This window comes from Kitasatospora indigofera, from assembly GCF_014655955.1.
In the GTDB taxonomy this organism is placed as follows: Bacteria; Actinomycetota; Actinomycetes; order Streptomycetales; family Streptomycetaceae; genus Kitasatospora; species Kitasatospora indigofera.
In genome coordinates, this window is sequence record NZ_BNBO01000012.1 from 25,637 (window position 1) to 49,545 (window position 23,909).

A 23,909-nucleotide genomic window follows, 5' to 3' on the forward strand; every position below is an offset into this window, starting at 1 on the left:
CTCCTCACCCCCATAACCAACACCTCCGACAGAAACCGGCGCCCGGGATCAGCCTGGTCGCACCGCACCCGAGCCCGGCCCCCGCCCCGAGTCACCTCATCCGCACATTGGCAGGGAAGCCGGCGGCGACTACGTTGGGATCCAGAGGGGCGCAAGCCAAAGGCTGTGCCGCTTGGAGGCCGGCTGTGGCAGTAGACCGTCGTTCCGACGCCGCTACGGGGCGAGGTTTCGCCTGGGTCGGCCGACGCCGGGAACTGGATCTCCTGCTCACTGCGCTGGAGATCCCGCCGGCCGTGGTGCTGGTGGAGGGCGAGCCCGGAGTGGGCAAGTCCCGCCTGATCCACGAAGCCACCCTGGCCCTGACCAGGCGCGGGGTGCGCGTGGTCACCGGCATGTGTCACCCGCTGCGTGAACCGCTGCCGTTCGGCCCGGTCCTGGACGCCCTGAGCGACACCACCGACTGGCTGCCCCCTCCCGAGCGCCTCAACCCGCAGGCCGGCGCACTGGCGCCGCTGCTGCCCGCGCTCGCCCACCGGTTGCCCCCCGCCACGGCGCAGCTGCAGGACGTACGCGCCGGACGCTTCCAGCTGATGGGCGCGGTGCGCTCCGTGCTCGACGCCGTGGGTCCACTGGTCCTGGTGCTGGAAGACCTGCACTGGGCGGACGAAGCCACCCGCGAGCTGCTCCTGCTCCTCGCCCGTGACCTCCCCAAACGGCTCGGCCTGGTGCTCACCTACCGCGGAGAGGACCTCTCCGACGACACCCCCGTGCTCGGAGTTCCCTACCGCCGCCCGCCGGGGACCGGCGGCGCGGACATCCACCTCGGCCCCCTCACCGAGAACGAGGTGCACGATCTCGCCGCCGCCGTGCTCGGCCCACGCGTGAGCACGGCCCTGAGCCGGACCCTTTTCGAACGCAGCGCGGGCCTGCCCCTCGTCGTGGAAGAGGACCTGCTCACCCTCACCGCTCAGCCGCGCCCCCGCCCCCGCCACCTCAATCACGGCCCTCCGGCGGACGACGTGGCAGTGCTGGCGGAAGCGGAGGTCCCCCGAGGACTGCGCGAAGCGGTGGCCTCGCGCATGGCAACCTTGTCCGACTCCGCAGTCGCCCTGGTGGAAGCCGCCGCCGTCCTCGCCGTACCCGCCGACCAGCACCTGCTCACCGTTGTCGCCCGCATCGACCCCGACCGCGCCGACGCGGCGCTCACCGAAGCCCTGCGGGCCACCGTCCTCCGCGAAGGCACCGCTGGTCACTACACCTTCCGCCACGCACTCGCCCAACAGGCCGTCCACCGAGGCATCCTCGGCCCCCGCCGCCTCGATCTGCACCGTCAAGCCGTCCGGGCACTCTCCTCCGCCCCCTCGCCTCCCCTCGTCCAGATCGCCCATCACACCCGCGCCCTCGGCGACACCGCGGCCTGGCTGCGTCAGGCGGAAGCCGCTGCCGACCAGGCCATCACCCTCGGCGACGACGGCACGGCCGCCACCCTCATCCACGAGATCCTCGCCCTACCCCGCCTGGAGGGTGACCTGCGTACCCGCGCCGCCCTGGCGCTGTCCCGGATCGCCGTCAACGGTGTCGACCACACCACCGGCGCCACCGCGCTGCGCCGCATTCTCGCCGCTTCCCACCTGCCGGCTGCCGCACGCGGCGAGATCCGCCTCGCTCTCGGCCTGCTCATGGTCAACCAGGGAGGCGACACGGCGGGCGGCGAACGCGAACTGGAGCGGGCGATCGAGGAACTGGCCGCCCGGCCCGACGTGGCCGCCCGCGCGATGGTCGCCCTCGCCGTGAACCCGAGCCGGCCCCCGCGGGAGGTGCAGGCGTGGATGGCGCGCGCCGAGGACGCCGTCCACGACAGCCCCAACCGTGGCGCGCGCGCCGCCGTCCACGCCACCCGTCTCACGCTGATGGCCAGGGCCAACGACATGGCCGTCCGGGACCTCGCCGAGCGGCTGCCCCGCGATGACACGGATCCCGAAGTCCTGCGCCAGAGCGCCCGTGCCCTCTTCAACGTCGGCTACTACTCCCTCGCGACCGGGCACGACCGCCAGGCGGAAGCCCTGCTGCGGGAGAGCCTCGACCTCGCCCGTCGGCTGGGCACGGCTCCTCTCATCGAGTCCTGCAGTGCCAGCCAACTGCTGCGGCTGGACTGGATGGCAGGCCGCTGGGAACACCTGGAGGAGGACCATACGACCCTGCTTGCGCGCTATCCCGACAACGCCGACATCCTGATGGAGGCCTGCCTGGGCCGTGGAGCCGTGGCTGCGGTCCGCGGGCAGTGGGAGCTTGCCCTGGAGCACCTCCGGTACGCCGCCCGCCTCGGGGAAACGGCCCTGGAGGCCGACTGCGCCCTGCGTGCGGCGACCGCCATCAGCACCATCCACATTCACCGCGGTCAGCCGCAGGAGGCCTGGGCCGTGGTGCGTTCCGCCCTGGAGAAGCTGCGCGGCACGTCCGACTGGGGGCAGTCCTCCCTCTTCATCGCAGCTGCCGTCAATGCTGCGCTCGCCGACGGTCATCCCGAGGCCGCGCGGGGCATCGTCGCCGAGGCCGAAGAGGCTCTGGAGGGTGAGGACGCCCCTGTTCTCCTCGCAGTCCTCGCATACGGCCGCGGTCGGATCCTGCTGTACGACGGCGACGGTGCCGGCGCCACCGCATGCCTCGACCGTGCCCGCCGCATCCTCACCGCCATGGGCCGCCCCTATTACGCCTCCCTCGCCCTCGAACTCACCGCCCTCGCCCTCGCCCCTGCCGACCTCGACACCGCCGCCCGCCACCTCACCCACGCCGCCACCGCCTTCACCGCACTCGGTGCCACCGCCGACGCCGCCCGCTGCCAACAGCACCTGCGCGCACTCGGCCTGGGCCGCCCGGCACCGCGTGGCCGCCGCGGCTACGGCGACCGGCTCTCCCCCCGCGAGACCCAGGTCGCCCGACTCCTCGCCACCGGCGCCTCCAACAAGGACATCGCCCAAGCCCTCTCCCTCTCGCCCCGCACCGTCGAGCAACACGTCGCCAAGACGCTGAAGAAGCTCCACACCACCCGCGACGAAATCCCCGGCCCCCACAGCACCGTCGACTATCCCTGAGGACCACCCCCACGGCGAGCTGTCCGTGCTGAGCTGCGGAGTCGGCCAGATCGCCGCGCAGCCCGGGGCTGCCTCGGCGAAGCCGGCGGCGTTGGCGGCCTCGTCGGTGGACGGGGTGACGATCCGGATGGAGCCACTCAGCACGATCCGTCCGCCGCCGGTCCGCTGCTGGACGATGGGCTGGACGGCGGGGGAAGTGTCCACGGCGACGGTGTCGTGAAAACGGTTCGAGCCACGGGCAACGACACTCATGGCAGCGAGGACGGCCCGAGCGGGGCTTGCAGTCCACCGCTCGGGCCGCCGGTCGTTGGTGTGGATCAGCCGGTGGTGACGGCGGTGTCGTCGATCAGGAAGCTGGTTCTGAGGCTGGCGTCCTCGGTACCGGTGAACTTGATCGTGACGGCCTTGCCCTTGAAGGCCGTCAGGTCGAGCGTGCGCTGGACGTAGCCGGCCGTGGCGTCGGCGTTGGAGAGGTGGCCAGGGTGGTCGTGGTGGTGCCGTCGACGACCTGGACCTTGAGGGTGTCGTACGCGGTGCTGCCGGTCTCCAGGGTGGTGATCTTCTCCCAGAAACTCAGCTTGGGGGCGGTGGCGGTGGCCGGGACGGCGACCGCCTGGGAGAGGGTGTCGGTGTGGGAGGAGCCGTAGCCGTCCAGCCAGGCGTAGGAGGAGCCGGTGTGCGGGGTGGCGCCGTCGCCGTTGGTGATGACACCGGAGGTCGCGTTCCAGGAGGTGGAGCCGGACGCGAAGCCGGGTTTGAGCAGCAGGTTTCCGCCCGGCGTGGGCGTCGGGGTGCTGCCGCCGCAGGTGACGCCGGTCGGGGTGACGTCCACGGCGCTCCAGGCCTTCTCCACGGTGGCGCACTCGGTGCTGCCGGCGCCGTAGAGGTCCTTGGCGGCCTTGACGGTGGCGGTGCGGGTGCCCGGATAGTCGGTGTTGGAGACCACGTATCCCCGAGGAGTGCCCCGTGTTCCGGCTGAGACGACGAGCGCGGCCGCTGCCGCGCACGACCGAGACCGGCGACCGGCAACCACCACCCCCCGCGACCCGCGCCCGCCACGGGCGGGCCGCGCGACCGTTCCCGGACCAACTCGTCACACCGGTCAGCGCAGTGGCGGCAGCGCCGGCGGGCCGCTCCCCCAACCGGGCGGGCCCGTCAGATCTCGTCCCAGGGCGCCTCTCGGTGCAGCCGCCGGGCGGTCGCCAGCAGGGGTGCGTCCAGCGGCAGGTCCACGGTGTCGATCCGGCCGACTGCAGCGAAGCCGCGCGAGTTGGTGAGGAAGGCACCGTCGAACGACGCCACGTCGCTGAGGAAGACCGGCCGGCGCTTGGACTCCACGCCGGCGGCGGCCAGTTCACGTACCAGCACCTGCATCGCGATGCCCTGGAGCACGGGAGCGTCCGGCCAGACCACGGTGTCGCCCTCGACGAAACCGACGTTGGTGATCGCACCCTCGGCGATCACGCCGCCCTGACCCACCAACAGCGCCTCGTCGTAACCCTCCGCCACCGCGACCTGCCGGTAGTAGGTCTGGGCGAAGCCGCCGCTGTGCTTGATGTGCGCCACGGGCCGCTGGTAGTCCACCGCGCGCAGGCTCAGCACCTCGGCGGGGGCCTCGCCCGGGGGCCGGACGGCGACCAGCACCCGGACGGGCGCGCCGGGGGCGTCCTCGGGCCGGAACACGTGGACCCGTACCGAGGCGTCCAGGACCGCGTCGCCGTCGTCGCCGTCGTCGGCGCCGTCCGCGCCCTGGCCGAGCGCGTGCCGGATCAGTTCGCGGACCCGCTCCCCGGCCAGTGGCTCGCCGTAGAACTCCCGGGTGGCGGCGTCGAGCCGGGCCAGGTGGAAGTCCAGGCCTTGGGTGCGGCCGCCGCGTACCTGCATGGCGGTGAAGTGCCCGTACCCGCCGAGGGCAAGGTACGCGAGGTCGTCCACGGTCACGGCCAGGCCGTCGGCCTCCAGCTTGAGCTGCGGAGCAACAGTCATGGGGACGAGCCTACTTGACGCCCCGGCGGGCTCCCGGGACGGGCCCGGCGGCGGGCGGCGGCCGAGCACCGGGCCGCCGTCGGGCCGTCGTCGGGCGGCGGTGGCCGTCGAGGTTTCAGTGACCGCGCGCGATCCAGTCGGCCAGGCTCGGCGCCTCGGCGCCGACCGAGGTGGAGTCACCGTGACCGGTGCGGACCACCGTCTCCGGCGGCAGGGTGAGCAGCCGTTCGCGGATCGAGTCGATGATGGTCGGGAAGTGCGAGAACGAGCGTCCGGTGGCGCCCGGCCCGCCGTGGAACAGGGTGTCGCCGGTGAAGACGGTGCCCAGCTCCGGTGCGTACAGGCAGACGGCGCCCGGCGCGTGGCCGGGGGTGTGCAGGACGGTCAGGGTGGTGCCGGCCACCTCGATCGCCTGGCCGTCCGCGAGTTCGCCGTCGGGGAGCCGCTCGGGGTGGGTGAGCTTCCACAGCGGCAGGTCGTCGGGGTGCAGCAGGACCGGCGCGCCCGTGCGGGCCGCCAGCGCCGGGGCCGCGTCGATGTGGTCGTTGTGGGCGTGGGTGCTGACGATGGCGACCAGCCGGCGGTCACCGAGCGCGCCGGCGATGGCCTCGGCGTCGTGGGCGGCGTCGATCACCACCGCCTCGGTGTCGTCCCCGACGATCCAGACGTTGTTGTCCACCTCCCAACTGCCGCCGTCCAGTTCGAAGGTGCCGGAGGTGACCAGGTGCTCGATCCGGGCGGCGCTCACAGGATCACCACCGAACGGAGCACGTCGCCGTGGTGCATGCGCTCGAAGGCCTGCTCCACCGCGTCGAGTTCGATCGTCTCGGTGACGAAGGCGTCCAGGTCCAGGCGCCCCTGCAGGTGCAGGTCGATCAGCAGCGGGAAGTCCCGGGAGGGCAGGCAGTCGCCGTACCAGGAGGACTTCAGCGCGCCACCGCGCCCGAAGACGTCCAGCAGCGGGAGTTCCAGGGTCATCTCCGGCGTGGGGACGCCCACCAGGACGACGGTGCCGGCCAGGTCGCGGGCGTAGAAGGCCTGCTTGTAGGTCTCCGGACGGCCGACCGCCTCGACCACCACGTCGGCGCCGTTGCCGTCGGTCAGCTCGCGGATCGCCTCCACCGGGTCGGTGGTACGGGAGTTCACGGTGTGGGTGGCGCCGAGCCGGCGGGCCGTCTCCAGCTTGCGGTCGTCGATGTCCACCGCGATGATCTTCGCCGCACCGGCCAGCCGGGAGCCCATCACCGCCGCGCCGCCGACGCCGCCGCAGCCGATCACCGCGACCGAGTCGCCGCGGCCCACGCCACCGGTGTTGATCGCCGCGCCCAGGCCCGCCATCACCCCGCAGCCCAGCAGTCCGGCCACGGCCGGCGAGGCCGCCGGGTCGACCTTGGTGCACTGCCCGGCCGCGACCAGGGTCTTCTCGGCGAAGGCGCCGATGCCCAGGGCGGGCGACAGCTCGGTGCCGTCCAGCAGGGTCATCTTCTGCTTGGCGTTGTGGGTGGCGAAGCAGTACTGCGGCCGCCCGCGCCGACAGGACCGGCACTGCCCGCACACCGCACGCCAGTTGAGGACCACGAAGTCGCCCGGGGCGACCTCGGTGACGCCCTCGCCCACCGACTCCACCACGCCGGCGGCCTCATGGCCGAGCAGGAAGGGGAACTCGTCGTTGATGCCGCCCTCGCGGTAGTGCAGGTCGGTGTGGCACACCCCGCACGCCTGCACCTTGACCACCGCCTCGCCCGGCCCCGGGTCGGGCACGACGATCGTCGTGACCTCCACGGGCGCACCCTTGGCGCGCGCGATCACTGCCTTCACCTGCTGGGACATCCGGTTCCCACCTCCGTCGGCCGGCGCGGCTCTGCGCCGGGACTTCGAATTCCGCTTGCCCACGAAGCCTAGCCCCGGCCGGCGGCCGACCCGCCGAGCGCGGCCGGGGAGCAGCCGGCCGGCGGCCCCGACGGGCCGGGCCGCCCGGGGGCGCCGCCCACCCGCGCGGCCGGCGAACTCGGCGGGATCCGCCCGTCGATGGCCGGATCTGCCGCTGTCCCGGGGCATCCGGCGCACATACCGTCGTACGCAGCGACTGCCTCGTGCACCCCATCGCCGTACCCGGGCCCCGGACCTCTCGAAACCCCCGCCCGCCGACCGGGCCCACCCGTTCCCCACCCGTTCCCCGGCACCGGGGACACCCCCACCGGTGCCCCGAGCCCCCGAGCACACCCGCCAGAGCCAGCAGACCTCGCAGACCTCGCCGACTTCGCAGACCGCACCCCGCGGTCGACCGCCAGGAGGATGGATGTCCGTCGAACAGCGCCCGGCCGAGTCCGCACCGCCGCTCGTCCCGCTGCACTGCCTGCGCCACGCCGAGCCGGGGCCGCCGCGCCTGGCCGCCCTGCCCACCGGCACCCCGGTCTGGCTGGTCAGCCGGCACGCCGACGTGCGCCAGGTGTTCACCGACCCCCGCCTGAACCGGGCCTCGCTGTACACCCCGGACGCGCCGCCGGTGTCCGTGGTGCCCAACATCCTGGACGACCCGGACGCACTGCTGAACCTCGACGGTGCCGAGCACCAGCGGCTGCGCCGTACCGTCCAGCGCGCCTTCACCCCGCGGGCCATCGCCCGGTGGCGGCCCTGGGTCGCCTCGGTGGTCGACGGGCTGCTGGACGACCTGATCGACCAGGGCTCCCCCGCCGACATCGTCGCCGAGTACACCAGGCCGCTCCCGGTGGCCGTGATCAGCCGTCTGATGGGCCTGGACGGGCTGGACCTGAAACGGCTCGGTCACTGGAGCGACCACGCGCTCTCCGCCACCGCCCACTCGGCCGGGGCGATCGCCGCCGCCATGGGCGAGTTCGCGCAGTTCGCCGCCGAGCTGATCGCCGAGCGGCGCGCCGCCCCCGGCGACGACCTGGTGAGCGGTCTGCTCGCGGCGGCGCGGGAGAGCGGCGGGGTCAGTGAGCGGCAGTTGGTCTCACTGGTCGTCGGACTGGTGGTGGCCGGCCACGAGACCACCATGACGACCCTCGGCAACGCCGTGGTGTACCTGCTCGGCGACGGCCGGGCCGCCTGGCAGCGGCTCGCCGCCGACGAGGAGAGCGCGGGCGCGGCCACCGAGCAGTTGCTGCGCGCGATCCCGCTCGGGGACACCGAGGCGCTGCCGGGTCTGCTGCGCCGGGCCACCGAGGACGTGGAGATCGGCGGCGTGACCATTCCGGCCGGTGCCGTGGTGGCGGCGGACGCCGCCACGGCCAACCACGACCCGGCGGTCTTCCCGCGCACCCTGGCCGAGGACCTGTTCGCGCCGCTCGGCTCCCCCAGCCTCACCTTCGGCGCCGGCCCGCACCACTGCCTGGGCGCCTGGCTGGCCCGGATGGAGCTGGAACTCGCCCTGCACCGGCTGGCCCGCCGGCTCCCGGGCCTGCGGGCGGCCGGCCCGCAGGAGGCGATCGTCTGGCGCGAGGGCCTGCTGACCCGCAGTCCGCTGGCCCTCCAGGTGGCCTGGTGACGGGCGGCGGGTCGGTCGGGACGGGCGGGACGGACGGGACAGGCCGGTCGGTCGGGACAGGTGGGACGGACGGGACAGGCAGGACGAGCGGGTCGGACAGGACGGACGCCACCGGCGGCGCGGCCGGCGATGTCGTGGTGCGGGTCGACCGGGCCCGCTGCGTCGGCACCGGCCTCTGCGCGGCCACCGCGCCGGACGATCTCGCCCTCGGGGAGGACGGCCGGGCCCGGGCACGGCATCCGGTCAGCGCGCCCGGGGAGCAGCTGACCGAGGCCGCCGAGATGTGCCCGGTGGAGGCGATCACCGTCCTGTCCGCGCTGGACGGACGGCGGATCGCGCCGGTGCTGTGAGGCCGCCGCACCCGTGGCCTCCGTCCCCGAACCCGTCCCCCTGGCCGCACCCGTACCGGCTGCGCCCCTGCCCGCCGTACGGGCAGCCGCGCCGGAACGGGCGGCGGAACAGCGGCGCGCCCGGCCCCGCCGTGATCGGGGGGCCGGGCGCGCCGGTGAGCCGGGAGGGTCAGACGCGGGCGACCGCCAGCTCCTTGATCTCCTCGAAGCCGAGGCCCAGCTTGTTGTACGTCCGGACCTGCTGCTCGGTCAGCCCGCCGCCCTGGGTCAGCTCCTTCACCTGGGCGTCGGTCAGCGGCTCGGCCGGGCCGCCCAGGCCGCCGCCGAGGCCGCCCCGGCCCCCGCCGGAGATCTCGCCGAAGAGGCTGTCGAGGTCGGCCTTGGTGATCTCGGTGGCGCCCGCGGGCGCCTGGACCGCCGGGGCGTCCTTGCCGAACGCGATCTTGATCGGCAGGCTGGTGCCGGGGGCGATCTTCTCGTCCAGCTGGGCGAGGTCGAAGGTGACGGCGGACAGCGCCCCGTGGTCGAGGAGGACGTCCATGGCCAGCTTGCGGTCGGGCAGGTCGCTCGGGACGGCCGTCGGCAGCTTGCCCAGGTTCGGGATCTCCCCGGCCAGCGGCTGGAAGGCCTTCAGCAGGTCCTCGGCGAGCTTGCGGGACGGCACGCTGACGGTCACGCGGTCCTTGCCGTCCTGCTTGCCCTTGTCCTCGAAGGAGACGTCGCGGCTGAAGACGTCCTTCAGGGACTTGAGCAGGTTCTCCTCGGTCCCCGGGGCCAGGGTGGGCGGTGCGGACGGCGTGGCACCGGCCTTGCCGCCGGCCGCGCCCCGGCCGCCGCGCAGCGACTTGCTGAAGTCCTGCAGCGTCCCGGCGTCCAGCGAGACCCACTTGCCGTCCAGTGCGCCGCGCACCGAGGCCGGCAGGTCCGCCGTCATCTCCCGGACCTCGGACGGGTCCTCGCCGACCAGGGTGGCGAATCCGGCGAGGTCGGCCTGGGCGAAGGTCCTGCCGCCGACCTGACGCAGCTCCAGCAGCGACTTGCCGCCCTTGCCGGTGAGCGCGTACGAGAACGAGAGCGCCTTGTCCCCCAGCAGTGCGTCGGGGTCGGCGGGCTTGCCGTCCGCGCCCTTCGGCGACTGCAGGTCCTTGAGCGGCTTGTCCGCGCTCAACGAGACGGCCAGGCTCACGGTGGACAGCGCGGCCGCGCTGTCGGCGCCGATCTTGTCGCCGGTGGCGGCGCCGAAGGCCTCGATCTGGGCCGCGGTGGCGTCCACCGAGAGCTTGGCCGAGAAGGACTTGCTGTCGCCGAGCTTCCCGAAGGCGTCGGAGACCTTCTGCGCGGCGGACAGCTGCTGGACGGTGCCGCAGGCGGCGAGCCCGGCCGCGAGAACGGTGCTGCAGGTGGCGGCGACCAGGGTGGTACGGACGGTCCTGCGTATCACGGTGTTGATGAGGTACTCCTGCTGCTGCGTCGTCAAGATGATGGAAGCGACTGGTCCGCTGCCTGCGTTCGGCAGGACACAGGCAAGCACAGGAGCCCTGGCCCGGGCATCCGAATTCCGGTGGCCTCCCCCGGGGCGAGCACAAACTATCGCACCCGGCCGACAGTCCGGGCGCCCGCCGCCGGGCCGCCGGGCCCCCGGGAGACCGGCCGCGCGCCGTGCCCGTTCCGTGTGACGTGACCGGCACGGCTCGCGGTCCACGACGCCAAGGTCGGACAGGTGATCGTACGGCTCGACAGCACCCCTGGCGCAGGCAGGGCGACGACGAGTCCACCCGTACGGACAACACGCCGGATCAGGCCGCCCGGCAGGTCGCGGAGGCCGTCAGGAGCCGAGTCCGCCTGCCCGGGGAGAAGGCGGACGACGAGGAACGGCCTCCCCCGGCCAAGGGCACGATCAGTCCGGTCGGGAAACCCGGCCCGGCCGTCCGGCTTCCTCCGCGTTGAGGCGCCGGAGCAGGTCGAGCAGGGTCACGCGGTCCGCCGCGGGCAGGGCGGCGAAGCAGGTGGCGAGAACCTCGTCGGCGATCTTGTCGGCGGCCGCCAGGGTCCGCTCACCGGCGGAGGTGAGGTGGTGTTCGATGCGCCGGCCGTGTCCCGGGCGCCGTTCGACCACGCCCTGGGCCGTCAGGCGGCCGACGAGCGCTCCGAAGGCCTGCTCGCTCTGGAACGTCGCGGCGGCCAGTTCGCGGGCCGACGCCCCTGCTGCGCGGCCGATCGCCCGCAGGGCGTCCCACTGGGCCAGCGTGGTGCCGACCGTCGAGAGCGCCGTGTCGAGCGCCCGGTGCTGCCGGTACTGCGCCTGCTTGACCGCTCTGCCGAGTTCCTGCAACTCACCCATCATGGGCCCAGTCTACGACTCAACCAAACTAGCTTATATAAAGATCTTTAGTTACTCTGGGGGCATGCTTCCAGACCACCCCTCAGCCGGGTACTCCGACCTGCCCCTCACCCTGTCCGAAGCCGGAACGGGCCGGCCGGTCCTGATCCTGCACGGGGGCGGGGGCCCGGCCACGGTCGCCGGCCTCGCCGGGCACCTCTCCCGCACCGCCCACGCCATCACGCCGGTGCACCCCGGCTGGGACGGCACCCACCGCCCCGAGTGGCTCACCGGCATCGACGACCTCGCCCTCGGCTACCTCCACCACCTGCACGACCGGGGCCTGGACGACGTCCTCGTCGTCGGTTCCTCGCTCGGTGGCTGGATCGCCGCCGAGATGGCCGTACGCGACACCGCCGGAGTCATCACCGGCCTCGTCCTGATCGACGCCGTCGGCGTGAACGTCGAAGCGGAACCGATCACCGACTTCTTCGCCCTTGACGCGCGCGGCGCGGCAGAACACTCCTGGCACGACCCGGACCGCTTCCACGTCGACCCCGCCGGTCTCCCCTCCGGTGAACTGGCCCGCCGGCAGGGCAACATGGCCACCATGCGCACCCTCGCGGGCGACCCCTACATGCACGACCCCAAACTCCTGCGCCGGCTCGGACGCGTGCACGCGCCGGCCCTCCTGCTCTGGGGGGAGAGCGACCGGATCGTCACCCCCGCCTACGGCGCGGCGTACGCCGCCGCCTTCGCCGACGGCTCTCTCGACATCATCCCCGGGGCCGGCCACCTTCCGCAGATCGAACAGCCGGACGCCACCACGGCCCTGATCGACGCCCACCTGCACCGGACGAGCACCCGTCACATCAGCGTCAAGTGACCGCCGGCCCGCAGTCGCACCCCGCCGACCGACCTCGGGGAGCGTGTCCGGGGAGCGCGTCCGGGCCCGCGCCGGGCCCGGCCCCTCCGCGACTGCCGACCGGGTCAGCCGGCCCGCAGCAGCCCCTCGACCGACCGCCGGAAGGCCTGCGCGAACGCCTCGCGGGTGTCCGCGTCCACGAGGTCGAGCGAGAGGTACGGGTTGAGGTCCTCCAGCTCGACCAGGAGCAGCCCGCCGTCCTCGGTCCGGCAGGCGTCGACGCGCTGGATCCCGAAGGGCAGGGTGTTCCACTCGATGAACCGGGCGGCGAAGGCGAGGTCCTCGGGGGTGGCCGCCCAGGGCTCCAGCTCCCAGCGACGGGCCGGGTCCGGGGCGTACAGGGCGTACTGGAACTCGCGGTCCACGTAGTAGAACGACACCTCGTGGCGCAGCGCTATGTACGGCTGGACGAGGCAGCCGGCCAGCGGCTCGGTGGCGAGGGCGGCGGCGTCCAGCACGCGCAGGCCGAGCGAGTCGGCGCCGAGGCGGGGCTTGACCACGTACCGGCCGGCCGCCGGGAGGGCGGCCAGAGCCGCGGCGGCGCCGAGGTCGCCGTCGGCGGTGGGGATCACCGGGTGGCCGGCCGCGCCGAGGTCCAGCAGGTACTGCTTGCCGGCCATGTCGCCCCGGCCGGTCAGCGGGTTGTGGACCCGGACGCCCGCGGCGAGCGCGGCCCGCCGGAAGTCCTCGTACTCCTGCTGGTAGTGCAGGACCGGGCCGCTGTTGCGGACCACCACGGCGTCGAAGCGCCCCATCAGGGCGCGGGCGTCCAGCGGGTGGCAGAGCGCGAGGTCGAAGTACTCGCGCAGGCGGGCGGTGAGGCGGATGTCCTCGTCCCCGTAGCTGCGGCCGTTGGCGGGGTAGGCGGGGTCGGAGACGTACAGCAGGGACGGGCGGGCGGACGCCATGGGTGGTGCCTCTCGATCACGGGGGTACGGGTTCCGGGGCTCAGCCGCAGGCCAGGGCCGCGCGGATCTCGGACGCCGGATCGCCCTCATGGTAGGGCCGCTCGGTGGCCTCGATGCTGTCCAGGAACTCCTGGTAGCGGACCGCGTACAGCAGGTGCGCGAGCGGCTCGGCCAGGGCGAGGGCGCGGACCGGGTCGGAGCCGGGGGCGTGGACGGCCCAGGCGCGCGCCCAGACGTCCGCCACCTGGGCCCAGCGCTCCTCGGAGACGAAGGCGCGCGGGCGCAGCCCGTCCAGGGCGGGGTGGCCGTAGCAGCTGTCGGCGAAGTCCAGGACGACGGTGCGCCGGCCGTCGGAGCGCCAGTTGCCGGGGTGGAAGTCGCCGTGCACGAGGGTGTCGGGCAGCCCGCAGGACTCCAGTCCGGCGATCAGGGCGGGCAGCCGGCCGAGCAGGCTCCGGGCCGCGGCGAGCTCCCCGGGCGTCAGGTCACGGGCGGCCTCGCCGTCCAGTACCCGGCGCAGCCGGGCGGGGAGGTGCCCGAGGGTGCGGTCGGGCAGGCCGGCCGTGGCGGCGGCGCCGCTGCGGGCGAGGGCGGCCTGGGCGGCGACCAGGCGCGGCACGACGTCCGCGACGGTTTCGGCCGAGGGGCCCCAGCAGTCCTCGCCGGGCACCTCGGCGAGCAGCAGCCGGCGGCGGTCCCGGTCGGCGGCGATCACCTCGGGGACGAGGCCGGGGTCGACGGCGCGCAGCAGCCCGGCGACGCTCGCCTCGCAGGCGTTGAACGCGGGGTTGGTGGTCTTCAGCCAGGCCGCGCCGCTCCCGGTGGGCAGCCGGAACAGGCCGGAGAGGTTCCAGGTGCGGATCTGCTCGGCGGGCCCGACGGGCGGCCGGCCGGCGGCCCGCAGGGCCTGGCCGGCCCAGTCGAGGCCGGCCCGCAGCCCCTCGGCGGTGGCCCAGTCGGCCCGGCGGGCGGCGGGGCCGAGCAACGCGGCGTCGTCCTCGTCCACCGCTCCGGGGAGCCCGCGGACGGGGCGCTCCAGCGCCTCCGCGTGGTACGTGGTGTGCCCGCCCCGGCCGCCCTCGCCGTCGGTGACGCCGATCAGGCGCAACACCGCCACGGGCACGCCGAGCTGCTCCTCCAGCCGGGCCACGGTGCTGCCGACCATCGGCCAGCGGACGCCGTCGACCTCGAACGGACCGAGCCGCCCGAGCCGGCTCCCCCGGTGGGTGAGATGGACGGTGACCGTTCGACCGTTCGTCTGTTCCATCCGGGCAGGCTTCCGCACACCCCGGCCGGGCGCCACCGAATATCGGGTGGCGCCCGGCCGGGCGGCGGTCGCGCGGTCCGGCAGGCGGGCAGGCACGGGCAGGCGGTCAGGCGGGCACGGCCAGGCGGCCAGGAAGGAATCAGGACGGGATCAGGACGGGATGACGACCGCCGTGCCGGAGACCCGGACCCGGTCGTCGCCCTCGTGCAGCGTCACCCGCAGCTCGCCCGGACGCCCGAGGTCCTCCCCTTGGTGGAGGGTCAGCTCCACGGGGGCCTTGACCGCGCCGATCTCGCGCAGGTAGGCGCCGAAGGCGGCGGCGGCCGCGCCGGTGGCCGGGTCCTCGACCACGCCGCCGACCGGGAACGGGTCCCGGACGTGGAAGGTGTGCGCGTCCTCCCGCCAGACCAGTTGCAGCGTGATCAGGTCGCGGGCCGTCATCCAGGCGGCGAGCCCGTCGAAGTCGTAGGCGAGGTCGGCGAGCCGGGCCCGGGTCCCGGCTGCCAGCACCAGGTGCCGGGCGCCCGCGTAGGCGATTCGCGGCGGCAGCTCGGGGTCGAGGTCGGCGGCGGCCCAGCCGAGCAGGGCCAGCGCCTGCTCGACGTCCGCCTCGGTGACCGGCTCGGTGTGCGGCGCGAGGCTGGTCAGGGTGGCGCGCAGCAGGCCCGATCCGTCCTGCTCGACCTCGACCGGGACTTCGCCCACGCCGGTGTGGAGGGTGAACCGCCCGGGCCCGGCCCGTTCGGCCAGCGCCACGGCGGACGCGACGGTGGCGTGGCCGCAGAACGGAACCTCCATCAGGGGGCTGAAGTACCGCACGGTGTGGTGGCCGGGGGCCGTGCCCGGGGTGAGGAAGGCCGTCTCGGAGTAGCCGAGGCCGGCGGCGATCCCCAGCATCGCCCCGGCGTCCAGCCCGGTGGCGTCCAGGACGACCCCGGCGGGGTTGCCGCCGGCCGGGTCGGCGGCGAAGGCCGCGTAGCGCAGGATCTCGGGGGTACGGGGTGCGGATTCGCTGGTCATGCCAATCGAACGCGACGCGCCCGTACGGTGTTCCCGGACGGGGGAAGCGCCGCCGGGTGCTGCCGCGCGCCCCGCCCCGGGTGCGCCGGGCGGGGCGGCGGATGCGCGATGCTGTGCTCTCGGCGGCGCGGTGACGCGGTGGCGCGGTGGTGGCTCGCGGGGCGAGGAGGGTGTCCGGTGGCAGGCGGCAGGGAGATCTCGACGGCGGCGCAGGCGGCGGGGGACGACAGGGTGCTGGCGTTCGGTCATCTGCTGGGGGCGGCCGGCCGGCTGGAGCACATCTTGGGCCGGGCGGTCGAGGAGGAGTGCGGGGTCGGCCACTCGGTGTTCGAGGTGCTCCTGGTGCTCGGGCGGGCCGGTGCGCCCGGTCTGCCGATGCGCGAGATCGGCCGCGAGCGGGTCCTGACCACGGGCGGGGTGACCCGGCTGGTGGACCGGATGGTGGCGGCCGGGCTGGTGCGCCGCACCCAGCACCCGGAGGACCGGCGGGTGCAGTTGGTGACGCTCACCCCGCTGGGCGAGGAGACCTGCGTCCGGGCGGCCCGGGTGCACGCCGAGAACGTCCAGCGGCTCTTCCTCGACCGGCTGCCGGCCGAGCGGCGCGAGCGCTTCGTGAGTGATCTGCGGATGCTCAGCCGGAGCGCCCGGGAGGCGCTGCCCCGGCTGCACTGAGCGCCGGGGCCGCCCGGGGCCCGCCGGGGCCCGTGCCGTGCGTCCCGGACGGCTTCCGGCGGGCTGCCGGCCGCTCCCGCCCGGCTGCCCTGTTCGGCGCAGCCGTGGGTGCGGGCGGGCACCGGACGGCGGAAGCTGACGGCAGAGTGCACGACGGCGACAATGCCTGTTCAGTCAGTTACTGCAAGGTCAGGAGAAATGCCCCGGCGTGCGGGCGCAGCTTCCCGCCCCCGCCACTGCCGTCCGGGCCGGCTGAGGCACCCCGCCACCCGAGGAAGGACCCCCATGAGCACCCTCGACTTCCAGGTCGTCGACAGCCCCGACAGCTCGCTCAACAAGACCGCCGTCCTGGTGACCGGGCAGCAGGAGGCGATGCTGGTCGACGCCGGCCTCACCCGCTCCGACGGCCGCCGCCTGGTCGAGGCCGTCCGGGCCACCGGCAAGCGGCTGACGACCGTCTTCATCAGCCACGGCGACCCGGACTTCTACTTCGGCGCCGAGGAGATCCAGGACGCCTTCCCCACCGTCCGGTTCCTCGCCCCGCACCTGGTGGTCGAGCACATCACCGAGACCTATCCCGCCAAGCTGCGGGCCTGGGCGCACCTCGGGGACGACGAACTCCCCTCCCGCCTGGTGCTGCCCGAGATCCTGCCCACCGACGAGATCGACTTCGCCGGCCACCGCTTCGAGCTGCGCGGCGCCGACTTCCACCTGCCGGACCGGCACTACCTCTGGCAGCACCAGCACCGCGCGCTGCTCGGCGGCGTGCTGCTCTTCCAGGGCCTGCACGTCTGGACGGCGGACACCCCGGCCGCCGAGCAGCGCGCCGCCTGGATCGACCTGCTCGACGGCTTGGAGGCGCTCGGACCGGAGTTCGTGGTGGCGGGCCACCGCACCGCCGGCGCGCCCACCGACACCACCGCCATCCGTTACACCCGTGACTACCTGCGCACCTTCGAGACCGAGGTGGGCAAGTCGCCGGACGCGGCCGCCGCCAGGGCCGAGCTGGAGCGCCTCTACCCGGACGCGGGCCTGCCCCTGGCCGTCGACCTCGGCACCAAGGTCGCCAAGGGCGAGACGACGTGGGGCTGACCATGACCGGCACGCCCGAGCCCTCCGCCGCCCCCGCCGACGTGGTGCGCCGCCAGTACCTGGCCTCCGCCCGCGGCGACCTGGCCGCGCTGCGGGCCACCCTCGCCGACGACGTCGAGTGGACCGAGATGGCCGGGTTCCCGCTCGCCGGGACGTACCGGACCCCGGCCGGCGTCACCGCCGCCGTGATGGAGCGGCTGGCCGCCGACTGGGAGGACTGGACGGCCCACGACGACAGCTACGTGGTGGACGGCGAGAACGTGGTCGTGCTGGCCCGCTACACCGCCCGCCACCGGACCACGGGCAAGCCGCTGGCCGTCCGGGTGGCGCACCACTTCGTCGTCCGGGGCGGGCTGATCGTGCGCTTCGAGCAGTTCGCCGACACCGCCCTGGTCCGCGACGCGACGACCGGCTCCGCGCTCGCGCAGGTGCGCTGAGCCGGCCGGGCCGCGGCCTGCGGCGATCCCGCCCGGCGCGGGCCGTCACCCGAACAGGGGAGCCGGTCGCGCCGCGCGCCCTATGGTCTCGACTCGCCCCCGGCCGCCGGGCAGGCTGTCCGGGGCAGGGCGCGGGCGAACCGACGAGGAGCTGACCATGGGCACAGGCACGGACGAAGCAATCGTGATCGTGGGCGCGAGCCTGGCCGGGGCCAAGGCCGCCGAGGCGCTGCGCGAGGCCGGGCACGACGGGCCGGTCCTGCTGCTCGGCAAGGAGCACGAGCGCCCGTACGAGCGGCCGCCGCTCTCCAAGGGGTACCTGCTCGGCAGCACCGAGCGGGAGAAGATCTACGTCCACCCGCCGCAGTGGTACGCCGACCACGACGTCACCCTGCGGCTCGGCACCACCGTCACCGCCGTCGACCCCGCCGCGCACACCGTGACGCTGGCCGACGACGGCCGGATCGGGTACCGCAAGCTGCTGCTCACCACCGGCTCCTCCCCGCGCAAGCTGCCCGTGCCCGGCGCCGACCTGCCCGGCGTGCACTACCTGCGCCGGGTCGGGGACAGCGAACGGCTGAAGGAGGCGCTGCGCCCGGGGGCGCGGATCGTGGTGATCGGCGCCGGCTGGATCGGCCTGGAGACCGCCGCGGCGGCCCGCGCGGCCGGCGCCGAGGTGACCGTGCTGGAGAGCGCCGGGCTGCCGCTGCTGCGGGTGCTGGGCCGGGAGGTCGCGGAGGTCTTCGCCGGCCTGCACCGCGACCACGGGGTGGACCTGCGCTTCGGCGTCCAGGTCGAGGCCCTGACCGGCGGCCCGGGGGCCGTGACCGGGGTGCGGCTGGGTGACGGCGCCACGGTGGCGGCCGACGCCGTGATCGTCGGGATCGGCATCACCCCCAACACCGCACTCGCCGAGGCCGCCGGCCTGGAGACCGACAACGGCGTGCGGACGGACCAGTGGCTGCGCACCTCCGACCCGGACATCCACGCCGCCGGGGACGTCGCCAACGCCTTCCACCCGCTGTTCGGCAAGCACATCCGGGTCGAGCACTGGGCCAACGCCCTCAACCAGCCGCAGACCGCCGCCCGCGCGATGCTCGGTCAGGACGCCGCCTACGACCGGGTGCCCTACTTCTTCTCCGACCAGTACGACCTGGGGATGGAGTACACCGGGTACGTCGAGCCCGAGGGCTACGACCGGGTGGTGTTCCGGGGCGACGTGCCCGGGCGCGAGTTCATCGCCTTCTGGCTCTCCGGCGGCAAGGTGCTGGCGGGCATGAACGTCAACGTCTGGGACGTCACCGACCCGATCCGGGAGCTGGTCCGCTCCGGCCGGCCGGTGGACCCGGCCGCCCTGGCCGACCCCGCCCGGCCGCTGACGGAGCTGTAGCCGCACGACCGGTCGCACCCGTCCGGACCCGGCCGGCGGCAGTGCCGTCGCCGGCCCGGTGTGCGGGTGCGGGCCCGGCCGGGGGCGGCGGCCGACGCGGCCCGGGCCTGCCCGCAGTGCGCGGAGGAGCGCGGACGGCCCCGCCCCTGACCGCCGGGCGCCCGGGCGCCGCGTGCGGCTCGTGGAGCCCGGTGCGGCCCCGGGCTGCCCCGGTGCAGCCCCACATCCGAGCCCTGAGCAGATGATCGCGATTCCCGCGCTTTCCCAGATCATTTGATCATTTGATCCCTTTATCTTGACTCCGATCAGCGCGGCCGCTCACGATGTCCGGTACCCAGCCCGGCCGGAGCACCGCCCGCCGCCCCCTCCCGCTCCTGCCCGCCACCCGCTGCCGTCAGGAGCCCGCGCATGCCCCCGCCCCCTCGGCCGCCGGCGCCCCGGCGCAACCCGCCGCCGCCGTACCGGCCCTGTCCGGCCGTCAGCCCGCCGGTCACGCCGCGCGGACCGCTCCCGGCGGGAGGCTGGACCACCGCTCCCTTCCCGCGGACCGGTCCACCGGGCCGCCGGGGGACGGTCACCCCGGGGACATGACCGGGCACCTTCCCACCCGCCGGGCAGCCCCGCGAAAGCCGAGGACCGGCCCCCGGCGCCCCGGACCACCGCACTGTTGCGGCGACCGTTCCCGAGAATCCTCCCGAATGCATTCCGGACCCGAACCGGCCGAGCTATTTCCCGGCCGGACATCACGCGTCGCCGTTCGGCATCGCGGCTTTCCGCACGCCCGGGAAAAACGCCACCGGGCCACGACGGCCGCGTCCCGTCAGGCCAGGGAATTCCTTTCCGGGCGGGCCCCGGACATTCCGATGTCCTCGTCAGACGTATTGACAGCCGGACTCCACGACTCCCAGGATCGGCACACCGCCGAATGCCGTCCGCCTCGTTCTCCCGGCCACGGACGGCTGAATTCCCGCTCGGCATCGGAGCACCACGCTCACCCCCCACCCTTTTGTGGAAAGGCCCCGATGAATTCCTTCGGACGCACCACGACCAGCCTGCTGGGCGCCGCCGCCCTGGTGGCGGGCCTGGCCCTCGGCACCGGCACCGGCACCACCGCTTCCGCCACCGGCACGTCGTACTTCCTCGACTGCTCGGCCGGCTCCGCCGGCAGCGGCACCCAGTCCAGCCCCTGGAACTCCCTGAGCGGCGCCAACGCGCACGTCTTCGGCCCCGGGGACACCCTCAGCCTGAAGGCCGGCACCACCTGCACCGGCACCCTGCAGCCGCAGGGATCCGGCGCAGCCGGACAGCCGGCCAGCATCACCGCGTACGGCACGGGCGCCGCACCGGTCGTCGACGGGGCCGGGGCGACCGCCGGTGTCCGCCTCGTCGACCAGTCCTACTGGACCGTCAGCGACCTGCACGTCAAGAACGACGCGAGCGACCGCGGCCTGCGCGACGGCGTCCTCGTCGAGTCCACCACCAGCGCCCACAAGGCCGGCATCGTCATCACCGGCCTGGAGGTCTCCGACACCTCCGGCTGGGGCGACAAGACCGGCGCCAACGCCCCCTGGTTCTCCGCCTCCGCCGGCATCGTGGTGAAGGTCTCGGGCACCGGCGCCGGCCACTTCGACGGCATCACCGTCACCGACAACCACATCCACGACACCGGCGGCGGCGGCATCAAGCTCGCCGGTGACACCAGCACCAAGCACACCTCCGTCCGGATCGCCGGCAACACCATCGACGAGGCCGGCGGCGACGGCATCGTCGTCCACAACTCGGCCTCACCGCTGGTGGAGCACAACACCGCCACCGACCTGGGCCTCGGCAAGTACCCCTTCGTCGCCGGCAACTTCGCGGGGATGTGGCCCTACAACAGCAGCAACCCGACCTTCCAGTACAACAGCGTCGGGGGCAGCAAGCCCTCCACCTTCGACGCCACCGCCTGGGACTGCGACATCAGCGTCACGGGCACCTGCACCTACCAGTACAACTACTCGTACGGCAACGCCGGCGGCTTCTACCTCAACTGCGTGTCCGGCTGCGTCTCCAACCCGGCCTCCGCCGGCCCCAGCACCACCGACGTCGTCCTGCGCTACAACGTCGCCGTCGACGACTGCCGCCTGGTGCTCAGCAGCGGCGCCCCCGGCACCCACTACATCTACAACAACACCTTCTACTGCCCGTCCCGGCCCGTCGTCGACACGATCGGCAACAACAAGGTGATGAAGAACAACATCTTCGTGGCCCCCTCCGGCTCCTTCGCCACCGGCAGCGGCGTCGTCCTCGACTCCAACGTCTACTACGGCGGCATCGCCGCCCCCGCCGGGGACACCCACGCCGTCACCACCGACCCCAGGCTCACCGGTGACTCGGCGGCCAAGGGCCTGCGGCTCAGGTCCGGCTCGCCCGCCCTCGGCAGCGGCGCCGTGATCGCGGACAACGGCGGCCTGGACTTCTTCGGCCACGCCGTCCCCGCCACCGGTTCCCCCAACCGCGGCGCCTACCAGGGCGACGGCGCCGACGAGGCGCTGCCGATCACCAGCCTGTACAACGAGACCGGGGTCACCGCCGACGACAACGCCACCGCCGGCGGACACGCCTCCGCCACTCTCAGCGGCCGCACCTTCTCGGGCGACGCCCTGGAGGCCGCCGGCCTGACGCCCGGCCGGCAGGTCACCACCGCCGGGGTGACCTTCACCTGGCACCCCGGGCGCTACGGCACCCCCGACAACATCCACGCCACCGGGCAGACCGTCGCCGTCAGCGGCACCGGATCCACCCTCGGCATCGTGGGCTTCGCCACCAGCAACGCCCCCTCCGCCCAGGGCACCCTGCGCTTCTCCGACGGCAGCACCCAGGCCTTCACCCTCGCCCTGACCGACTGGTGGAACACCTCCGCCACCAACGGCAACACCCTCGTCAAGCAGGTCTCCCACCAGAACCAGCACGACGTCGCCTACAACGACGCCAGCACCCCCGCCTACAACCACACCGCCTCGCTGTGGCTCGACAAGATCGCGCTGCCCGCCGGCAAGCAGCTCACCTCCGTCACGCTCCCCGCCGGGACCGGCACCTCCGGCACCGCTCTGCACGTCTTCGCCATGGCCGTCGCGCCCTGACCGGGAGTTGAACACCGGGCCTGCGGGGCGGTTGTCCGCCCGGCGGGCCCGGCGCCGAAGTGCCCTTGCCGGCCAGGGACGGGTACCTCGCACGCGGCACCGGAACCGCGCCCACACCCGCACCCGCACCCGCACCCGCGAAGTCACCCCCTGCCGAGGAGGCTCGCCTTCCGACGCCGAATTCGACGAAAAGGAATACCGCTCCCGGGGAAACCGCAGCGGGTCCTTTCCCGTCCTCGGCCTTGTGGTCCCGGGTCACCGGATCGACCCGGAGGCCCCGACGGAAAGCCAGCGGGCCCGCGAAATCCATCCCTGGTATTTCTGGATTCTTCGCCTTCGCGATGCCTTTCGTGCGTCGGTCGTCACGCCGGATCCTATGCGTGCCGTTTCTCGATCTCTTCGGCCGGGGCTGTGACCGGATCGGTCCCGGGTGAGCGTCGGCGGGCGAGGGCGAGGGCGGCCGTCGTCGTGATCGCCATCGCGGCGACGCCGACCAGCGCCGCGGTCGTGTAGGCGTCCTCGTCCGGGAAGAGGTGGCCCGTGGCGGTGCCGGCGGCCAGGACCAGACCGCCGACGGCGCTGCCCAGGGAGTACCCGACGCTGCGGACGACGTAGTTGAAGCTCATCGCGCTGGACGTCTCGCTCTTGGGGGTGACGGCCAGGATGACGCCGGGCACGGCGGCCGAGAAGCTGCCGACGCCGAAGCCCAGCACGCCCATGGCCGTGAGCAGTTCGGCCAGGTTGGACCGGGCGGTGGCGAACAGGACGAACCCGCCGCCGACGACGGCGGCGCTGCCGGCCAGGAGCAGGGGACCGTCGATCCGCGTCCGGACCCGCGGCGTGAGCTTGCCGGCGACGAACCCCAGCACGGAGAACGGGACGAGGACCAGCCCCGCCACGAAGGTGGTCAGTCCGAAGCCGTAGCCGGCGCTGTGCGGCGTCTGCGCGTAGCGGGTGATGAGCGTGAGCAGGAGGTACATGCCGATCCCGCCGACGAACATGGCGATGTTCGCCCCGGCGACCGCCGGGTGCCGTACCGCCCGGACGTCGACCAGGGGCGTCCTGGTCCGCAGCTCGGAAAGGGTCCAGAAGCAGAGCAGGAGTACGGCGGCGACGGCCAGGGCCACCGCCACGGCGAGGTGCCGGCTCCAGAGGCTCCTCCCGCCGGCCAGGAACAGGACGAGGAGCAGTCCACCCGCTAGGGCGAGCGCACCGCCCACGTTCACCCGAGCGGAGCGGCCTTCGGGAGCGGCGGGCATGGAGCGCCACGCGGTCACGAAGGCGATGGCGGTGACGACCAGGCCGAGGCCGTAGGCGGCCCGCAGTCCGCCCAACTCGGCGAGCAGCGCGGCCAGCGGGTAGCCCACGCCGGCTCCGATGACCGAGACCACCGAGATCAGGGCGATCGTCGCCGCGCTGCGCTCCTCGGGGAGGTGGTCGCGGGCCACGCCCATCATCAGCGCCGTGAGACCGAGTCCGACGCCTTGGGCCGCCCTGCCCACGAGCAGCCAGGCGAACGGCAGCGGCAGCACGGTGAGCGCGCTGCCGGCGACGACGATCGCCAGTGTGACGAGAATCGTGGCCCGCCGGTGCGGACCGGCTCCGAGCCGGCCGAGGACGGGTGTGGCGACGGCGCCGCTGAGCAGGGCGATGGTCAGCGTCCACTGCGCGCTGTCGAGGGAGACGTGGAACGTGGTCGCCACGCTGGTGATGAGCGGCGTCCCGAGGCTGGCGACCGCCGCCACGACCAGGGCGACGAACACCAGGGCGGGGACCAGCAGACGTGCCCCGGGACGTGCCAGGGCCGTGCTCACGGGCTG

Annotated in this window: 19 protein-coding genes; 9 read left to right on the forward strand and 10 right to left on the reverse strand. The window is 74.0% G+C overall.

The window, feature by feature from the left end:
• The first annotated feature begins 185 nt into the window (after positions 1-185).
• Positions 186-3,092: a helix-turn-helix transcriptional regulator gene (locus IE329_RS13410; protein ID WP_190211072.1), complete on the forward strand. Its 2,907-nt coding sequence runs from the start codon at positions 186-188 to the stop codon at positions 3,090-3,092.
• Positions 3,093-3,513: 421 nt separating this feature from the next.
• On the opposite strand, the gene IE329_RS13415 is transcribed toward IE329_RS13410, so the two are convergent.
• The 4 genes from IE329_RS13415 to IE329_RS13430 form a co-directional block, all read right to left on the reverse strand.
• Positions 3,514-4,038 (reverse strand): M4 family metallopeptidase, encoded by a 525-nt coding sequence (locus tag IE329_RS13415; RefSeq protein ID WP_190211073.1) that lies wholly within the window; start codon positions 4,036-4,038, stop codon positions 3,514-3,516.
• 209 nt (positions 4,039-4,247) lie between these two features.
• Positions 4,248-5,078, reverse strand: coding sequence for an aminotransferase class IV (locus IE329_RS13420; RefSeq protein ID WP_190211074.1), 831 nt, complete (start codon positions 5,076-5,078; stop codon positions 4,248-4,250).
• Positions 5,079-5,193: 115 nt separating this feature from the next.
• On the reverse strand, positions 5,194-5,826 hold the full coding sequence (locus IE329_RS13425) for an MBL fold metallo-hydrolase (RefSeq protein ID WP_190211075.1): 633 nt from the start codon (positions 5,824-5,826) through the stop codon (positions 5,194-5,196).
• Positions 5,823-6,908 (reverse strand): S-(hydroxymethyl)mycothiol dehydrogenase, encoded by a 1,086-nt coding sequence (locus IE329_RS13430; protein ID WP_190211076.1) that lies wholly within the window; start codon positions 6,906-6,908, stop codon positions 5,823-5,825. The genes IE329_RS13425 and IE329_RS13430 overlap by 4 nt, the downstream gene beginning before the upstream one ends.
• A gap of 469 nt (positions 6,909-7,377) precedes the next feature.
• Here IE329_RS13430 and IE329_RS13435 point away from each other — a divergent pair, with 469 nt between their 5' ends.
• Together IE329_RS13435 and IE329_RS13440 are read left to right on the forward strand one after the other, a co-directional pair.
• Entirely contained in the window at positions 7,378-8,586 is a 1,209-nt protein-coding gene (locus IE329_RS13435; RefSeq protein WP_190211077.1) for a cytochrome P450, read from the forward strand.
• Positions 8,587-8,723: 137 nt separating this feature from the next.
• Positions 8,724-8,936 (forward strand): ferredoxin, encoded by a 213-nt coding sequence (locus IE329_RS13440; protein WP_229927410.1) that lies wholly within the window; start codon positions 8,724-8,726, stop codon positions 8,934-8,936.
• Between the two features lie 169 nt (positions 8,937-9,105).
• Here IE329_RS13440 and IE329_RS41485 read toward each other — a convergent pair whose 3' ends face one another.
• Complete coding sequence (locus IE329_RS41485; protein ID WP_268257279.1) at positions 9,106-10,413, reverse strand: hypothetical protein; 1,308 nt, start codon at positions 10,411-10,413, stop codon at positions 9,106-9,108.
• Positions 10,414-10,833: 420 nt separating this feature from the next.
• A complete protein-coding gene (locus tag IE329_RS13450) occupies positions 10,834-11,280 on the reverse strand; it encodes a MarR family winged helix-turn-helix transcriptional regulator (RefSeq protein ID WP_190211079.1) in 447 nt (148 codons plus the stop codon).
• A gap of 61 nt (positions 11,281-11,341) precedes the next feature.
• Between IE329_RS13450 and IE329_RS13455 the strand changes: the two genes are divergently transcribed.
• The gene (locus IE329_RS13455; RefSeq protein ID WP_190211080.1) at positions 11,342-12,142 is read left to right on the forward strand and encodes an alpha/beta fold hydrolase; all 801 of its coding nucleotides are present in this window, start codon (positions 11,342-11,344) and stop codon (positions 12,140-12,142) included.
• A gap of 104 nt (positions 12,143-12,246) precedes the next feature.
• Here the strand turns inward: IE329_RS13455 and IE329_RS13460 are convergent, their stop codons facing one another.
• From IE329_RS13460 to IE329_RS13470, 3 genes are all read right to left on the reverse strand, one after another.
• Positions 12,247-13,089: an ATP-grasp domain-containing protein gene (locus tag IE329_RS13460; protein ID WP_190211081.1), complete on the reverse strand. Its 843-nt coding sequence runs from the start codon at positions 13,087-13,089 to the stop codon at positions 12,247-12,249.
• 40 nt (positions 13,090-13,129) lie between these two features.
• Positions 13,130-14,356: an aminoglycoside phosphotransferase family protein gene (locus tag IE329_RS13465; protein WP_190211082.1), complete on the reverse strand. Its 1,227-nt coding sequence runs from the start codon at positions 14,354-14,356 to the stop codon at positions 13,130-13,132.
• Between the two features lie 150 nt (positions 14,357-14,506).
• Positions 14,507-15,376 (reverse strand): PhzF family phenazine biosynthesis protein, encoded by an 870-nt coding sequence (locus IE329_RS13470; protein ID WP_190211083.1) that lies wholly within the window; start codon positions 15,374-15,376, stop codon positions 14,507-14,509.
• A 177-nt stretch (positions 15,377-15,553) separates the two neighbouring features.
• Here IE329_RS13470 and IE329_RS13475 point away from each other — a divergent pair, with 177 nt between their 5' ends.
• From IE329_RS13475 to IE329_RS41490, 5 genes are all read left to right on the forward strand, one after another.
• Positions 15,554-16,048, forward strand: a complete 495-nt coding sequence (locus IE329_RS13475; RefSeq protein ID WP_229927411.1) for a MarR family winged helix-turn-helix transcriptional regulator — start codon at positions 15,554-15,556, stop codon at positions 16,046-16,048.
• A gap of 285 nt (positions 16,049-16,333) precedes the next feature.
• Positions 16,334-17,140, forward strand: a complete 807-nt coding sequence (locus IE329_RS13480) for an MBL fold metallo-hydrolase (RefSeq protein WP_190211085.1) — start codon at positions 16,334-16,336, stop codon at positions 17,138-17,140.
• Positions 17,141-17,142: 2 nt separating this feature from the next.
• Positions 17,143-17,577 (forward strand): nuclear transport factor 2 family protein, encoded by a 435-nt coding sequence (locus tag IE329_RS13485; protein ID WP_190211086.1) that lies wholly within the window; start codon positions 17,143-17,145, stop codon positions 17,575-17,577.
• Between the two features lie 157 nt (positions 17,578-17,734).
• Entirely contained in the window at positions 17,735-18,967 is a 1,233-nt protein-coding gene (locus tag IE329_RS13490; RefSeq protein WP_190211087.1) for an NAD(P)/FAD-dependent oxidoreductase, read from the forward strand.
• A 1,022-nt stretch (positions 18,968-19,989) separates the two neighbouring features.
• Positions 19,990-22,089: a right-handed parallel beta-helix repeat-containing protein gene (locus IE329_RS41490; protein ID WP_190211088.1), complete on the forward strand. Its 2,100-nt coding sequence runs from the start codon at positions 19,990-19,992 to the stop codon at positions 22,087-22,089.
• 374 nt (positions 22,090-22,463) lie between these two features.
• Here IE329_RS41490 and IE329_RS13500 read toward each other — a convergent pair whose 3' ends face one another.
• Positions 22,464-23,903, reverse strand: a complete 1,440-nt coding sequence (locus tag IE329_RS13500; RefSeq protein ID WP_190211089.1) for an MFS transporter — start codon at positions 23,901-23,903, stop codon at positions 22,464-22,466.
• Between the last annotated feature and the right edge of the window lie 6 nt (positions 23,904-23,909).